General features: G+C 72.0%; 12 protein-coding genes. 5 read left to right on the top strand and 7 right to left on the bottom strand.

Annotated elements, in window-relative coordinates:
• Window positions 1–221 precede the first annotated feature (221 nt).
• The 3 genes from ABT300_RS32370 (at window position 222) to ABT300_RS32360 (ending at window position 3,560) form a co-directional block, all read left to right on the top strand.
• Window positions 222–1,403: an AI-2E family transporter gene (locus tag ABT300_RS32370; RefSeq protein WP_351683292.1), complete on the top strand. Its 1,182-nt coding sequence runs from the start codon at window positions 222–224 to the stop codon at window positions 1,401–1,403.
• A gap of 196 nt (window positions 1,404–1,599) precedes the next feature.
• The gene (locus ABT300_RS32365) at window positions 1,600–2,907 is read left to right on the top strand and encodes a sensor histidine kinase (RefSeq protein WP_351683289.1); all 1,308 of its coding nucleotides are present in this window, start codon (window positions 1,600–1,602) and stop codon (window positions 2,905–2,907) included.
• A complete protein-coding gene (locus ABT300_RS32360) occupies window positions 2,904–3,560 on the top strand; it encodes a response regulator (RefSeq protein ID WP_351683286.1) in 657 nt (218 codons plus the stop codon). The genes ABT300_RS32365 and ABT300_RS32360 overlap by 4 nt, the downstream gene beginning before the upstream one ends.
• 129 nt (window positions 3,561–3,689) lie before the next feature.
• Here ABT300_RS32360 and ABT300_RS32355 read toward each other — a convergent pair whose 3' ends face one another.
• Window positions 3,690–4,385, bottom strand: a complete 696-nt coding sequence (locus ABT300_RS32355) for a type 1 glutamine amidotransferase domain-containing protein (RefSeq protein ID WP_351683283.1) — start codon at window positions 4,383–4,385, stop codon at window positions 3,690–3,692.
• A 269-nt stretch (window positions 4,386–4,654) separates the two neighbouring features.
• Here ABT300_RS32355 and ABT300_RS32350 point away from each other — a divergent pair, with 269 nt between their 5' ends.
• Window positions 4,655–5,113 carry a cupin domain-containing protein gene (locus ABT300_RS32350; RefSeq protein WP_351683280.1) on the top strand — a complete coding sequence of 153 codons (459 nt, stop codon included), beginning with the start codon at window positions 4,655–4,657 and terminating at the stop codon, window positions 5,111–5,113.
• Between the two features lie 7 nt (window positions 5,114–5,120).
• Here ABT300_RS32350 and ABT300_RS32345 read toward each other — a convergent pair whose 3' ends face one another.
• From ABT300_RS32345 to ABT300_RS32320, 6 genes are all read right to left on the bottom strand, one after another.
• Window positions 5,121–7,124, bottom strand: a complete 2,004-nt coding sequence (locus ABT300_RS32345; protein ID WP_351683277.1) for an SMI1/KNR4 family protein — start codon at window positions 7,122–7,124, stop codon at window positions 5,121–5,123.
• 137 nt (window positions 7,125–7,261) lie between these two features.
• On the bottom strand, window positions 7,262–9,031 hold the full coding sequence (locus tag ABT300_RS32340) for an RICIN domain-containing protein (protein ID WP_351683275.1): 1,770 nt from the start codon (window positions 9,029–9,031) through the stop codon (window positions 7,262–7,264).
• Window positions 9,032–9,275: 244 nt separating this feature from the next.
• Window positions 9,276–10,109, bottom strand: coding sequence for a carbohydrate ABC transporter permease (locus ABT300_RS32335; protein WP_351683273.1), 834 nt, complete (start codon window positions 10,107–10,109; stop codon window positions 9,276–9,278).
• Window positions 10,106–11,089 carry a carbohydrate ABC transporter permease gene (locus tag ABT300_RS32330; protein ID WP_351683271.1) on the bottom strand — a complete coding sequence of 328 codons (984 nt, stop codon included), beginning with the start codon at window positions 11,087–11,089 and terminating at the stop codon, window positions 10,106–10,108. The genes ABT300_RS32335 and ABT300_RS32330 overlap by 4 nt, the downstream gene beginning before the upstream one ends.
• A 132-nt stretch (window positions 11,090–11,221) precedes the next feature.
• Window positions 11,222–12,475, bottom strand: a complete 1,254-nt coding sequence (locus ABT300_RS32325) for a sugar ABC transporter substrate-binding protein (protein WP_351683268.1) — start codon at window positions 12,473–12,475, stop codon at window positions 11,222–11,224.
• A 144-nt stretch (window positions 12,476–12,619) separates the two neighbouring features.
• Complete coding sequence (locus ABT300_RS32320; protein WP_351683266.1) at window positions 12,620–14,623, bottom strand: glycoside hydrolase family 127 protein; 2,004 nt, start codon at window positions 14,621–14,623, stop codon at window positions 12,620–12,622.
• A 275-nt stretch (window positions 14,624–14,898) separates the two neighbouring features.
• On the opposite strand from ABT300_RS32320, the gene ABT300_RS32315 reads away from it, so the two are divergent.
• Window positions 14,899–15,918 (top strand): LacI family DNA-binding transcriptional regulator, encoded by a 1,020-nt coding sequence (locus ABT300_RS32315; RefSeq protein ID WP_351683263.1) that lies wholly within the window; start codon window positions 14,899–14,901, stop codon window positions 15,916–15,918.
• Window positions 15,919–15,950 lie beyond the last annotated feature (32 nt).

Raw genomic sequence — 15,950 nt, 5'->3', positions numbered from 1 at the left:
GCCCAGAACTCCAAGCGCACCACCGCCCTCGCCAACGTCTACCAGCTCGAGGTCGGCGACGTCCTCCAGACGGACGGTCCCGTGCGAGAGCACCGAACAAGAGCCGAGCCGTGGCCGCCGAGAGCGCCACCCGTGAGCGGAGACGAAGCGGAATGAACACCCGTGCCGGGGATGCCCGGACAGCCCGCCGCGCAGGCGGGCCGGCCCGTCGGGGCGCGCCGGTGCACCGGCCCCGCCCGGTGATCCGGCACCCCGCAGCCGCAGCCGCAGCAACGGCCGCCGCAGCCGCACGGGGCCGGGGTGACACGGACAGAGCACCTGAAGAGCGCACTGCGCTGTCCGAGGCCGCCCGCCGCGTCGCCGCCGGCAGCGTGCTGCTGCTCCTCGTCAGCGGGGTCGTCTCCGTCGTGGTGTGGTTCTGCGTCACGTTCGAGACCACGGTGACACCGGTCCTGCTCGCGCTGCTCGGCGCGGCCCTGCTGGGCCCGCTCTACCGGCGGCTGGTCGCCATGAGGCTGAACAAGTCCCTGGCCGCCGCGCTGACCTGCGCCGCCGTGCTCCTCGTCATGGGCGGGACGGCCTACATCGTGGTGAGCGCCCTGATCGACACCGGCGACGAGATCATCTCCGGCCTGCGCGACGCCGCGCGGTCGCTGGGGGAGAGGTTCGAACTCGCGGGGACCTCCCTGGACGGCCTCGCCGCGAACGCCGAGGACCTGGCGTCGAGGTTCGGCGGCACCGCTGTCTCCGGCGTGCTGAGCGGAGTCGGCGTGGTCGTGGAGACGGCCACGACCGGAACGCTCGCGATCCTGCTGCTGTTCTTCTTCCTCCGGGACTCCGACAAGGCCGTCGCGTCGCTGCACGCGCTCGCGCCGCGCGGCTCGGGCGACACCGCGGTGGTGATGGCCCGTCGTGCCTTCCGGGCTATCGAGGGCTTCATGCGCGGCACCACCGTCGTCGCGTTCATCGACGCCGTCTGCATCACCGCCGCCCTGCTGATCCTTCAGGTGCCGGGCGCCGTCGGGCTCGGCGCGCTGGTGTTCATCGGGGCGTACATCCCCTACCTGGGCGCGTTGCTCTCCGGCGCGGTCGCGGTGCTCGTCGCGTTCGCGGACCGCGGCACGGGCACCGCGCTGTGGGTGCTCGCCGTCGTCCTCGTGGTGCAGGTCCTCGAGGGGAACGTGCTCCAGCCGATCATCCAGGGCCGCACCCTGCAGATGCACCCGGCGGTGATCCTGCTGGCGCTCACGGCGGGCGCGTCGGTCGCCGGGATCCTCGGCATGCTGCTGGCGGTCCCGTTGACCGCTGCGGTGTTCGGAGTGGTCTCGGAGCTTCGCGGACCCCACCCGGGGAGCGAACCGCCGTCCCCGTCGACCGCCCGGGCGAGGGCCGTCGCCGAATGACGGCGCGCACCTGCCGGGCAGCTCCGGACGCCGGGGCGCCGCGAACCCGGCGCGAACCGACGGTCGGGCGCGATCACCGCGCACGCCGATCGCGTAGCGTCGCCCCTACCTTCCACCACCACTCCGTCGTCGTCCGTCGGCCGGCTCCTCCCCGGAGCCGACGGACGGTCCGCCCGTACTTCCGGAGACCCACGCCGTGACGCCATCCTCACACGCCCGCCCGGTCGACCCCGGCGCCCTGCTGAGCGGCCCCGAGCAGAGCACCGTCGTACGGCTCCTGACGATGCTGATGTCGATGAGCCGGATGAACCAGGCCCATCCCCGGTTCCGGAAGTGGGTGGCGCCGCTGGTGTGCGCGGGGATCGGTCTCCCGGCGCTGATCGTCGCCGGCGAGGACGGCCGGCCCGGACTTCCCGTCTCGATGCTGCTCCTGGCCGGATTCACCGTGCCGCTGCTGTGGCGGGAGAGCCGCCCGCTGCTCGTCTTCGCGGTGGTGACGGCCTTCTCGATGGCGGAGGCCGCCTCGGGAGTGCTGACCAACGCGCACTTCCTCGCTCAGCTGATCATGCTGTACAACCTCGCACGGTTCGCGCCGCCCGCCCAACTGGCCGCCGCCGTCTGCGTGGCCGTCCCCCAGACCATCGTGACGGTCGTCGCCTTCGCCGACGACCGGCAGCTGGAGCGCGTCGACAGCCCGCTGGCCGTGACGACCGAACTCGTCCTCAGCATGCTCGCCATCGCCGGACTGGGCCTGGCCGGCCGCGTGGCCCGCTCCTACATCGCGGCCCTCGAGGACCGTGCCGTGCGTCTGGAGGTGGAGCGGGACCAACGGGCGCGACTCGCCGAGGCGGCGGAACGCGCCCGTGTCTCCCGGGAGATGCACGACATCCTCGGCCACACTCTGGCCGTGATCGTCGGCTTGGCCGACGGGGCGGCCGGGCTCGCCGAGACGAAGCCCAAGCGGGGCGCGGACACCCTGCGGATCATCGCCGACAGCGGGCGCGGCGCCCTGGCGGACCTGCGCCGCCTGCTGGCCACCATCCGCGACGACGAGCGCCCCGACGCCCCCTTCAGTCCCCAGCCCGGCACCGCCGACCTCGACGCGCTGCTGGAGCGGGTCCGGGCCGCGGGCCCGGCGGCGACCCTGCACACGGAGGGCGACCTCGCCGCCCTGCCGACGGCCCTCCAGCTGGCCGTCTACCGGATCGTCCAGGAAGCCCTGACCAACACCCTCAAGCACGCCGCCCTAGACACCGCCGTCGAGGTGTCCGTCGCCGCGCAGAAGGGCACGGTGCGTGTCACCGTCGAGGACACCGGCCCGGCACGCGCCCCCCGGCGACCCGCCGCGGACGGCGGCGGCCACGGACTGCTCGGCATGCGCGAACGCGCGGCCCTCTACCAGGGCACCGTCAGCACGGGACCCAATCCGCGGGGCGGCTGGACAGTCCGCGCCGTTCTGCACACCACCCCGCCGTCCACCCCCGCCCAGGAGGACCCACGATGACCACCGTCCTGATCGTCGACGACCAGGCGTTGCAGCGCCTCGGGTTCAGCATGCTGATGGAACAGCACGCGGACCTCACCGTGGTCGGCGAGGCCACCCACGGCGCCGAGGCCGTCCGCATGACGGCCGAACTGCACCCCGACGTCGTCCTCATGGACATCCGGATGCCCGGCATGGACGGCATCGAGGCCACCCGCCGCATCGTGGAGTCCGGGGGCCGCTCCCGGGTGCTGGTGCTGACGACGTTCGACCTCGACGAGTACGCCTACAACGCACTGCGCGCCGGCGCGAGCGGGTTTCTGCTCAAGGACGCCCTGCCCGACGAACTCGTCGCGGGCATCAGGGCGGTGGCCGCCGGGGACGCCGTCATCTCGCCCGGACTGACCCGCAAGCTCATCGACGCCTTCAGCAACCGCCTCCCCGGTCACACCGGCGACCAGGAAAGACGGCTCGCCGTGCTCACCGAACGCGAGCGCGAGGTCCTCACGGTCGTCGCCAGCGGCTACAGCAACGCCGAGGTCGCCGAGCGCCTCCACCTCGCCGAGACCACCGTCAAGTCGCACGTCAGCCGCATCCTCGCCAAGGTCGGCGCCCGGGACCGCGTGCAGGCCGTCATCTTCGCCTATGACGCGGGGCTGGTCCGGCCGGCCTGAACCCGCGCGCACCGTCGGCCACGGCCACAGCAATAGCCACGGCGGTGGGCGCGGGCGCGCGGACACCCCCGGACGGTGCGGGGAGCCGACCGGCGCCGTGCCGGGCGGCCCCCCTCGTCCGGCCGCCGCTCAGCCGAGCCGGCGCACCACAGCCTCGGCGACCGCCCTGGCGCTGCCCGGGTTCTGCCCGGTGATCAGACGGTCGTCCTCGACGACGTACGTGTCGAAGGGCTTCTCCGCGACGCTGTACCGCGCGCCGAGCTCCTTCAGCCGGTCCTCGAGGCTGTAGGGGACGGCGTCGGCGCGCTGGGCGAGCTCCTCCTCCCGCCAGGAGAAGCCCGTGACGTTCTTGCCCTTCACCAGCGGCTCGCCGTCGCTGAGGGTGACGTCGAGCAGGCCGCACGGGCCGTGGCAGACCGCCGACACGATCCGGCCGCTCTCGTAGAACCGCGCGATGAGCGTCTCCAGGGCCTGGCTCTGGTGGAAGTCGAACATCACACCGTGACCGCCGGTCAGGTAGATGGCGTCGTAGTCGTCGACGTCGACCTCGCTCACGGCGACGACGTCCCGCAGCGTGTCCATGAACGCGCGGTCGGCGTACCGCTTGTCGGTGCCGAGGTCGCCGAGGACGTTGTGGGCGAGGCTCTCCGGGTCGAGCGGCACGGGGCCGCCCTCGATGCTCGCGACGGTGAGCTCGAAGCCCGCCTCTTCGGCGAAGTCGTAGAAATGGGTCAGCTCGCCCAGCCAGAGACCGGTGCGGTAACCGACCTTCTCGTACTCGCCGGTGCTGGTGACGATGATGAGAATGCGCTTCGTGGGGGACATCCGTGTCCTTCTGTTCAGAGGGCCGGCGCCGCCGTGCGGACACGTGCGGCCCCGTGCGCGGCCTCGCCGGCGACACCAGGTCGGACCGCTGTTCCCTTCAGGCAGATACCACCATAGGAGGTGATCGCCGGTCACACCCGGTACCGGGGAAGTACATCGGCGCCCGCCGACCAGTACTCCGGTACTACGCGAACGCCACACTCCGCCGGAGGGCGTGTCCGCGCCGCCCGCTTCCGGGGACGATCGGGCCCGTCGGCATACTGGTGTGCATGGATGACGGCAGGGAAGCGGACGGCACTGCCCCCCAGGGCCCGTCGGCGAAGGGCCAGGACCGGACGCCGGCGCCCGCCGCGGGCGTCCTGTGCGACGTCATGGAGCTGGCCGGACTTCCCCTCGCCGACTCCGGCGCGCTGTGGAGGCTCGCCGAGTCCGGACGCCAGCTCGACGCCAACCTCGTGCGCCTTCCGGCCGGTCGGCACGTCCACGCCCACGTCGAACCGGAACTGGACGTCCTTCTCCTCGTCGTCGCCGGAGACGGCGTCCTCGCCACGCCCGACGGGGCGGAGCCCCTCGCCCAGGGCAAGCTCGTCTGGCTGCCGAAGGGATCCAGCCGCAGCATCACGGCGCACGGCGACGGGCTGTCCTACCTCACCGTCCACCGGCGTCGGCCGGGCATGCAGATCCGCTCCCGGCCGACCGGGGACGGCGCGCCGCCTCCCACCGGCTGACAGCTCGCTACCGGCCTTCCGCCCCGTCTTTCGCCCCGCCGTCGGCCGCCCGCGCGCCGTCCGCCGGGAGCGCGGATCCCCCCACGTGCAGCCGGATCACCGCGTACGTCTCTCCCTCCTGCGGCGGGCGCGTCCAGGAACGGGAGGTGAACGCGTGCAGCCGCCCGTGCACGAGCGCGTGACGCGGCAGCAGGACATCGAACTCCGCGGCCACCGCGGCCAGCAGCGCCCGTTCCGTCCCGGCGGCGTCCGACACGTCGCCGAAGAACCGGCCCGGGTCCAGTGCCCGCGGTGTCTCTCCGTTGTGCCGGACCGCACCGTCCTCGTAGGTGAACGCGTACTGCTCCACGCCGTCGCACGCGACGGAGAGGTGGAAGAACGGGCTCCCGTGCCGGGCCCTCAGGCCGCACCACACCACCACCGCGCGGGCGCCCGCGCTCGCGGCCGCGGCAGGGGAGACGAACCGCTGCCCGGAGAATCCCGCCGGGTCGCCGTCGAAGGCGAAGCTCCAGTCGGCGCCGGCCCGGCCGACCGCCATCAGAGCCCGGTCGTCGTAGGACGAGAACTCCCTGCGGCCTTCCAGCGACTTGCGGCGCGCCTCCCGGAAGGTCATGGGCGCGCTCAGCACGGCGCGCTCGCCCCGGCCCCCGTCGCCGCCCCCGTCGCCGTCCTCCCCGTCCGCGAGGCGCGCGGGCAGTTCCTCCGGCGCCACTCCCTCCACCAGGACGAACCGGTACGACGTGAAGTCACGGTGCCGGTCCGGCTCCGCGAGCCACGCGAGGCCGCCCGGATCGGGCGCGGCCACCGGCGCCGGCGCCTCACCCGTCTGCCCGGCCCGTGGAGCGGACAGCAGTTCACGGCCCCGCTCCGGGGTCAGCAGCGGCCCGAGCACGGGGTCGGCCACCCACCCGAGCGGCGCCAGATGGTCGGGCCCCAGCGGCTCCCAACGGGGCAGGGCTTCCAGCAGGGTCCGCCACGCCCGGTCGGCGTCCCCCCACCGCGCCAGCTCCCGCGCCCGCACGACCGCCTCCCCGAAGGGGCCGGCCGCCGTGTATCGGTACGTGCCGCTGCGCACCTGATCCAGCATCTCGAAGGCCATCGACACGACGCCTTCGTCGGCGCCCCGCAGATGGAACGTGAGCGTGGAGTCGTCCCAGTGCGTGTTCGCCGCGTGCGCGGCGACCAGCGGCGGCAACAGCTCCGGAGCGTACCGGGGGTCGGTCACCAGGCCGTCGAAGTACACCATGTAGGTCTGTCCGAGCAGGCGGCGTATCTGGTCGCCCAGTCCGGCGGCCCTCGGCCTGCCGTACGCCTTCGCCTCGTTCAGCGACTCCTGGGCCCGCTCCCAGTCGCCGCGCAGCGCCTCCAGCCGGGCCTGCGCCACCCTGGCGTCCAGCTCACGTGTCGTGTCGTTGGCGAACTCCGGCTCCGTGTCGCTGCGGCGCGCCTGCAGGCTGTGGAACTCCCGGTGCATCGCCCGCATGAACTCGAGGAAGTCCGCGTGCCGCTCGGGCGGCTCGGCGCGCCAGCTCGCCCAGGTGTACACGGCCCATTCGCCGTCCTCGTCCACGTCGTCGGGATCGAGGAGGACGTGCGTGATGTCGGACTCCACGTCGAGTTGCAGCCCGCGCCGCCAGAGGTCGGCCTCCCGCCGCTCCTCGGGGCTCGCGTCGTCGTCGAGGTCCTCCTCGAACATCTCCGCGAGTCCGGACTCGTCGTCGTGCCAGTGCGCCTTTTCGGTCCCCGCGAGCAGCCAGACGAACCCGCCCGCGTGCCGCCACCCGTCGCTGACCTCGAGGAAGCGCCGGTAGGAGGGGGGCATACGGCGGCCGAGCCGCTCCTCCATGGCCGCGATCCGGTCCTCCGACGCGGGAGGGAGCCCCAGCCACCGGGCCCGGCGCGCGGCCTCGTCGGCTTCGCTCCGCTCCTCGTCGGCCGGCAGGGAGTCCGCCCATTCCCCGCTCCAGGCCTGAAGGAATGGCCGCCAGTCGAATGCCGTGGTGTCCGTCATGCTCGCGATGCTGCCACCCGCCACTGACAGCGCCGCGTCGGGGAGCCGACCGCACCCGGGACGTCGCGCGGACAGACGGACGGCCCCTCGTCCGCCGGGCGGCGGACGAGGGGCCGTGGGACCGTGGGACGGGCGGGTCAGCGTGCGGTGAGCGTCCAGAGGTGGTCGGCGGTGCCGTTGTCCGACCATTGCAGGACCTGGGCGCCGGAGGCCGTGCTCATGCCGTTGACGCCGAGGAGGCGTCCGCTGTTGTAGTTGGCGATCTTGTAGTAGCCGCCCGGGGCCGGGATGACCTGCCAGAGGTGGTCGGCGGTGCCGTTGTCACCCCAGATCAGGGCCGTGTTGCCGTCGGCGGTGCCCGCGTTGGTGATGCCCAGGAGCAGGCCGCTGGACTGCTGCTGGATCTTGTACAGGCCGTTCCCGGCGGCCACGAGGGTCCAGTTCTGGTCGGTGCCCGTGGTGGACGTGGCCTGGACGACCGAGGTGCCCTGGCCGGTGCCCGCGTTCAGGGTGTCGAGGGCGAGGCCGCTGTTCTTGTTGGTGATCTGGTAGCGGCCGGCCAGCGAGGTGTTGGTGCCGCTGGGGGTGATGACCAGGTGGTAGCCGTCATTGGCGTTCATGGCCACCGGAACCGTGATCGAGCCGTTCGAGACCGTGTAGCTGGCGTCGGAGACGGTGATCGGGCCGGCTGAGGCGTTGGTGCGGCCGGTGTCGGGGCTGTACTCCAGCTTGACGTGGACGGTGCTTCCGAAGGCCGACAGCGACGACAGGCCGTTGACGGTCACCGCGCAGGAGCCGGTGCAACCGCCCGCTATGACGCTGATCTGGTTCCCGGCGCTGTTGAGGGAGGCGAGCCCGTCGATGCCGGTCTGGGCGGGAGGAGTGGTGGTCAGCATGTTCCCGGACATGTCGCCGTACCACTTGTACGTCCAGTAGGAGCCGTTGGGCGAGCCGCCGGTGTCGGTGAGGGTGTCGCCGAGGGTGCCGTAGTGGTTCCAGAAGGCCAGCTCGGCGTTGCGGACGCCTGCGCGCTCGAACTTGGCGGCGTAGCTGAGGAGGGCGCCGGAGTTGCCCATCTGGGCGGGTGTGCCGTACTCCTCGATGTCGATCGGACGCGGGCTCAGGCCGAGGCTGGACTCCAGCGCGCGGTAGTCGGAGATGTGCGAGGCGATGGTGGAGCTGGTCTGCAGCTCGTGCCAGGCGATGACGTCGGGGACGGCGTTGTTGGCGATGGCGTCCTGGAGGAACGTCTGCATCTTGGCGTGGGTGTACGTCGCGAAGCTGGGACCCTGGATCGGCGTGGTGGTGTCCTTGGAGCGGATCTCCTTGTACGTCGTGTTCCACGCGGCGTCGAAGGGACCGGCCTTGGCGGTGTCCCAGTTCCCGTCGGGCTCGTTCCAGATGGCCCACGCGGAGATGTTGGTGACGCCGGATGCCTTGTAGGCGGCGATCTGCTGGTCCACGGCGGACAGCCAGTCGCTCATGCTGACCCACTTGTAGGGGAAGTCCGGGTACCAGTCCGGCATGCGGGCGACCACCTTGGCGCCCGCGCGGGCCGCCTTCGGCGCCACCACGAGGGCGTCGCCGGCGGGAGCGGGCTCCCCGTTGGGCAGCTGGGAGCCGCCCGGGGCCATCTGCACGAAGGTGTTCGGCTTCAGCGCGTTGGTGAGGCTGTCGGAGGGGGTGGCGTTGTCGGCCAGGCCATAGAGGCTGCCCGTGCCGACGTGGGTGACCGGACGCAGGACCTGGTTCGCGTTGACGACCAGGGTGGTGGCGGAGGTGGGGCTGGCCTGCGCGGACGCGCCGGTCAGCACGACGGCGCCGGTGACCAGCGTCGCGGCCACGGCGGCTGCGGTGACGCGGGCCCGAGGGCTTCCGGGGCGGTGGCGGGGGCTCAGGTATGACATCAGCGGCTCTCCTGAGGGAGGGGTGGGCACTGCGAGCGCAGGGATTGCTGCGGGCAATGGGGTTGCTGCGGGCACTGAGGGCACTGCGGGGGTGATGGACGGGTCCATGGACAGGTCGCACGGACGGGACGCGGGCTCTCGCCTCCTGACAGGTGGGAGCCGGGCGCGGTGTGCGGATGCGGCGGGGCAGGGCGGGTCACGCCCCCGTCCGGTCGGCGGACCGGGGACCGCGGGCATCGGGAGGTCAGTCCTTGACCGCGCCCGCGGTGACGCCCGCGGCCACATAGCGCTGGGCGAGGACGAGCAGCACGGCGGCGGGGAGGGACGCGACGACGGCGGTGGCCATGATCGCGTTCCATTCCTGGTTGTTGTTGCCGATGTAGTGGTAGATGCCGAGCGTGATGGGGCGCCAGTCGCCGCCGCCGTCCAGGGTGTTGGCGAAGACGAAGTCGGACCAGGCCCACAGGAAGCTGAAGAGGGAGACGGTCACCAGCGCGTTGCGGCTGACCGGCAGGACGATCGACCAGAAGGTGCGGAAGGGGCCGGCGCCGTCGATGCGGGAGGCGGCGATCAGCTCGCCGGGGATGCCCGACATGAACGCGGTGAAGATCATGACGCCGAACGGCACGGCGATGGTGGAGTCGGCGATGACCAGTCCCCACCAGGAGTTGAGCAGACCGAGGTCGAGGAAGATGCCGTAGAAGCCCATGGCCATGACGATGCCGGGGATCATCTGAGCGATCAGCAGGAAGAGACCGAGGGCGCCGCCGCCGAGCGGGCGCAGCTTGGCGAGCGCGTAGCCGGCCGGGGCGGCGAGCAGGAGGGTGAGGGCGACCGTGCCGAGGCCGATGAGCAGGCTGGTGCCCAGGTAGGGCAGCTGGTCGTCGAGGACGGCCCGGTAGCCCTCGAAGGTCGGGTGCAGGGGGAGCAGGTCGGGCGGGCTCTTGCGCATGTCCTGCTGCGGGGTGAGGGACACGTTGAGCATCCAGTACACCGGGAACAGCATGACGGCGGTGAGCAGGAGGCCGATGACGGTGTGCAGACGCGAGCGCCCGGCGGGGCGGTGGGCGGCGGTCATGCTTGCTGCCTCCTTTGGACGCGGATGTACAGCAGCCCGAAGGCGAGGGCGATGAGGATGAGGATGTTGCCGACGGCGGCCCCGGGGCCGAACTTGGGCAGCAGCGTGCCGAATCCGAGCTGGTAGGACCAGGTGGCCAGGGTGGACGAGGCGTCACCGGGGCCGCCCTTGGTCATGATCCAGATCAGGTCGAACACCTTGAGGGTGTAGACGAGTCCGAGGAGCAGGGTGATCGCCGAGACCGGGCGCAGCAGCGGGAAGGTGATGCGCCGGAACTGCTGCCAGGCGTTCGCCCCGTCCAGCGACGCGGCCTCGTACAGCTCGCCCGGGATGTTCTGCAGTCCGCTGTAGAGGATGACGAGGTTGAACGGGATGCCGATCCAGATGTTGGCGACGATGACCGAGGTCAGCGCCCAGTCGGGCGAGGTCAGCCAGTCGACCGGCCCGACGCCCACCAGCTGGAGGGCGTAGTTGAGCACGCCGGACTCGCTGTTGAACATCCACGACCAGGTCGACGCCGACACGATCAGCGGCAGCAGCCAGGGGATCAGGAACAGCGCCCGGAGGGTTCCGGCGAGGCGGAACCGGCGGTTGAAGAAGACGGCGAGGGCGAGCCCGGCCGCGTACTGGAAGGCGATCGACACGAACGTGAAGACCATGGTGTGGCGCAGTGCCGGGCCGAACGTGGGATCGTCCAGGACGGTCCGGAAGTTGTCCAGCCCGGAGAACGGCGCGTCGCCCGACACGAACGACCGCACGGTGTAGTCGCGCAGACTGAGGTCGAGGTTGCGGTAGAGGGGATAGAGGTAGAACGCGGCGAGGTAGACGGCCAGCGGCGCGAGGAACGCCAGGGCGGTCAACCGGCTCCTGCGGCGCTGCCGGCGCTGCGGCGCCGGGATCTCCGTCCGTTGTCCGGCGTCGGTCGCCCCAGACCTCACCGGGGACCGCTGCGGTCGGCGGTCGACGCGGGCGGTGGTCATGCGAACTCCTGGATGCGGGTGGCAGGAATGCGGTGGACTGCCCGGACGGTCCGGTGACGGTGTCCGGGCAGCGAAGCGCTGTCGTGCGGTGTGAAGACGGCTCCCGAAGCGCCGTGGGCGGCGCGGCGGGGGTCAGCCGGCCTTGCCGGCGGCCTTCTGGGCGGCTTCGAGGGCGGCCTGCGGGCTCTGGCCGCCGGACAGCGCGGCCTGGACGGCGGTCCACATGGGCTGGGAGATGGTCGGGTACTTGGTGCCGAGGCCGCCGCTGGTGCGACCGCGTGCCGCGGCCACGGCGTCGACCCACGGCTTGAGCGCGGGGTTCGCCTTGACCTGCTCGGCCTGCACCGCCGCGGTCGGCGCCACGTACGCCAGGGTCGTGTCCGTGGACAGCAGGTTGGCGCCGCTGGTCAGACAGGTGACGATCTTCTTGCTGACGTCGTAGCGGGCGGTGTCCTTCTGCACGGGCACGGTGACGAACTCGCCGCCGGTCGGCACCGGAGCCGAACCCCCGTTCTGCGCGGGAACGTTGATCACGCCGTACTCGAAGCCGGCCTTCGCCGCGTTGCCGAGCTGCCAGGTGCCGTTCTCGCCGAACGCGTAGTCGCCGGTGGCGAACTCCTGCCAGCTGGTGGTCTGGGTGTTCTGCAGGACGTCCTTGGGGGCGAGCCCGTCGTCGACCCAGCCCTTCCACAGCGACAGCGCGGCGACGCCCTTCGCCGAGTCCAGCGCGGTGAGGTCGGCGCCGGCGCCCCAGAACCACGGCAGGAACTGGAAGCTGCCCTCCTCCGTGCCGATCGCGGAGAAGGTGATGCCCTTCTTCCCGGCCGACTTGACCTTCTTCAGGGCCGCCGTCAGCGAGTTCCAGTCCTTGATGGCGGCAGGGTCGACGCCCGCCGCGGCCAGCACCTTCTTGTTGTAGTAGAGGGCGAGCGTGTTGGCGCCGATCGGGACGCCGTAGGAGGCGCCGTCGATGGTGCCCGCGCCGAGGATGTTCTGCTGTATCGACTTCGTGTCCAGGCCCAGATCGCTCGTCTTGGTGACGATGCCCGCCGCCACCAGCGTGGAGACGACCGGGTTGTCCACCAGCATCACGTCGGGCGCGTTGCCCTGCTGGGCGGCGAGCAGCGCCTTGTTGCCCAGGTCCGTGGTGTCCATGGCGGTGCGCTTGATCTTGACGCCGGCGTCCGTGCCGCACTTGCTGACGAGCTTGCCCCAGTCGGAGGAGGCGTCGAACTGCGGGTAGGGGTCCCAGAAGGCGTACGTCCCGCCGGTGCTGCCGGACCCGGAGGCGGAGGAGTCGGAGTCTCCGCCCCCGCAGGCGGCGACGGAGGTGAGCGTGCCGAGCGCGGCGATCGCGGCGACCAGGGTGCGGCGGGTGTTTCTCACGGTGACCTCGTTGTCTGGTGCGGCTCGTGGTGAGCGAAAGGAGGAAGAGAGGAAGGCAGGGAAGAGAGGAAGGCAGGGAAGGCAGGAAGGACAGGAGAGGTGAGGAGAGGGAGGGAAGGCCGGGAGGGCGACGGGGGCGACGGGTCAGGAGGTGGGCAGCCAGACGCGCATGCTGCCGTCCTGACGGTTGGCCCACGCGTAGTAGGGGATCGCGGTGAGCTCGAGCGGTTCGTCGGCCGACTGTGCGCCGTCGCGCTCGTCGGCGTCGGCGTCGGCAGCGGCGTCCGCGGTCCGGTACGGCCACCAGCCGGCGTCGGCGATGCTCCGGCGACGACCGGCGGCCAGGACGGTGACCACGCCGCCGAGCAGGTCGGGACGGTGCTTGACGGCGAGCGGACGGGTGGTGTCGAGCACCATGTCGTCCAGTCCGCCGCCCGGGTGGTCGACCCCTTCCAGGCAGTAGACGAGCGGGCCGCGCTCGATGGCGACACAGCCGCGCACGGCGTCCACCCGCGGGTCCGCGGCGGTGAGGCGCGGCTCGACGCCGAGTTCGAGGACGATCCGGTCGCCGGGCGCCCACGTGCGTTCCAGTCGCAGCCAGCCGTCGGCGACGGGTGCGCCCGCCGTGTCGTACACGCTGTCCCCGACGCGGACCCGGTAGTCGCGGCACCACTGCGGAATGCGCAGCGAGAGAGTCCAGGGCCGGTCCTGCGGCGTCTCCTCGATGCTCAGGGCGATGGTGCCCTGCCAGGGGTAGTCCGTCTCGGCGCTGACGACGACTGCGGACCCGTCGAGGTGACCGGTGTAGCGCCCGGTGACGTACTGGTGGATCTGCAGTCCGTCGCCGTCCGTGGAGGCCAGGTAGTGCTCCAGTCCGGCCAGCAGCCGCATCACGTTCGGCGGGCAGCAGGCGCACCGGAACCAGCGGGTGCGTCGGGCCGACTGGTCGCCGCCGGCGTCGGTGTGGCCGTCCCGGACCTGGAGCGGGTTGACGTACAGCCACCGCTCGCCGTCGAGGGAGACGCCGGCCAGGAAGCCGTTGTAGAGCGTGCGCTCGACGAGGTCGGAGTAGCGGGCCTCGCCGGTGAGCAGGGCCATGCGCCAACTCCACTGGACGGAGGCGATGGCGGCGCAGGTCTCGCAGTAGGCGCGCTCGTTGGGCAGTTCGTACGGGTCGCCGAAGTCCTCCTCGTCGTGGTGGGCGCCGAGCCCGCCCGTGATGTGGGTCTTGGTGGCGGTCATCGCCTCCCACAGCCGCTCGGCGGCGGTGCGCAGTCCGGCGTCCCCGGTCTCGACGGCCAGGTCGGTCGCCGCGGCCAGCAGGTACAACTGCCGTACTGCGTGCCCCTCGACGTTCGTCGCCTCGCGCAGCGGCACACGGTCCTGGCAGTACACCTCGCCGCCCAGCAGGCCGTGGCCGAAGCGGTCGACGAAGTAGCCTGCGAGGTCCAGGTAGCGGCGCTCGCCGGTCTCCCGGTAGAGCTCGACGAGGGCGGTCTCGACCTCCGGGTGCCCGTCGACGCCGTCGATCGGCCTGCCGCTGCCGGGCAGGCCGAAGACCGAGTCGATGTGGTCGGCGAACTTCACGGCCACGTCGAGGAGTTCGCTGGCGCCGGTGGCCCGGTGGTGGGCCACCGCCGCCTGGATCAGGTGCCCGGCGCAGTACAGCTCGTGACCCCACCGCAGGTCCTGGTAGCGCGCGCCGCCCTTGAGCAGCTGGAACCAGGTGTTGAGGTAGCCGTCGTCCTGCTGCGCGGCGGCGACGAGGGAGACGATGCGGGCGACCTCGTCGGCGAGGTCGCCGTCCGGGGTCCGGGCGAGCTGCCAGGCAGCCGCCTCCAGCCACTTGTACACGTCCGAGTCCACGAACGGGTAAGCGCCCTGGAACTCTCCCTCGTCCGTGCCGGCCGCGAGCCGCAGGTTGCGCAGGTTGCCCGCCGACTCCAGCAGTCCGGGGCCCTGGGGGATGGAGATGCGCGCGTTCACCTCGCGGCGGGCGTCCCAGAATCCGCCGTGCACCGCGACGGCGGCGGGGGCGAGCGCGGCCTCGGCGTCCGGGCTGTGGCGGACCGGGCCCTGGGGGGTGTCTCTGCGTCGGGACGGGGCCGACGGCAGGGAGGAAGGCACGGCGGAACGTGGGCGGGACATGGCTCTCCGGAGCGTTGGAGGGGAAGGCGGGTTCGAGGGGGCCGACGTATGCGGGGCTCGTGGCGCCGCGGGCCGGCGTCTCGGGCTGCCGACAGGCGGTGCTGTCTCTCGTTCCCGTTTGAGCAAACGTTTTTCTGTCCGGAAAGGTAGAAAGGTGAGGAGCGTGAGTCAAGAGGTACGCGCAAGTATCTTCCGTGCAGGGGGCGGGGCTGTTCAGCGACCGTGAACGATGTCAGGATGTAGGCCGCCGAGGTCGTCTAGGAAAAGGGTTGCGCGTGACCGCCGTTCCAGGTTCTCCGCCGAGCGGGCGGGCCAAGCTCGCCGATGTCGCCAAGCTGGCCGGGGTCAGTGTCGGCACAGCCTCGAAAGCACTGAACGGCAGCGGCAGGATGCGGCCCGAGACCCGGGAGCGGGTCCTCGCGGCCGTGGAGGCGCTCGACTTCCGTCCCAACCAGCACGCGCAGAGCCTGCACACCGGCCGCAGCTGGACCGTGGGGCTGATGACGACCGACGGCATCGGCCGTTTCAGCACGCCCGTGCTGCTGGGCGCCGAGGACGCGCTCGGCGCCGGGAAGATCTCCGTTCTGCTGTGCGACACCCGTGGCGACGCCATCCGCGAACAGCACCATCTGAGCAACCTCGTGGACCGGCGGGTGGACGGCATCATCGTGACCGGCCGGCGCACCGACCCCCGGCCGCCCCTGAAGGGGATCGACCCGATCCCGACGGTCTACGCGCTCTCCCCGTCCACGGACCCGGACGACATCTCCGTGGTCTCCGACGACCGGAGCGGGGCACGGCTGGCCGTCGAGCATCTGCTGGCGACCGGCCGCACCCGGATCGCGCACGTCACCGGCCCGGCCCATCACGCCGCCGCCCGCGACCGCGCCCACCACACCGTCGAACTGATCGAACGCTCCTCGCTGGAGCTCGCCACCGGTCATGTGCACTTCGGCGAGTGGAGCGAGGCGTGGGGCCGCCGCGCCGCCGAGGCGGTCCTGCGGACGGCGCCCGACACGGACGCCTTCTTCTGCGGCAACGACCAGATCGCCAGGGGAGTCGCCGACGCGCTGCGCGAGAACGGGATGGACGTGCCCGGCCGGATCGCGATCGTGGGCTACGACAACTGGGACGTGATGGCCCTCGCCTGCCGCCCGCCGCTCACCACGATCGACACGGACCTCGCCGAGATCGGCCGCCAGGCCGCCCTGCGACTGCTGGACGCCATCGGCTCCGCACCGGAACCGGGTCGGCACACCGTGCCCTGCCGCCTCGTCGTCCGCGAATCGACCTGAGCCGCCGGCCGCCGGCGACCCGACAGCGGTCG

The sequence above is a fragment of the Streptomyces sp. NPDC001027 genome (assembly GCF_040299045.1).
Taxonomy (GTDB): Bacteria; Actinomycetota; Actinomycetes; order Streptomycetales; family Streptomycetaceae; genus Streptomyces.
Note: the sequence above shows the minus strand (reverse complement) of the source record. Positions and strands in the feature narration are given on the sequence as shown.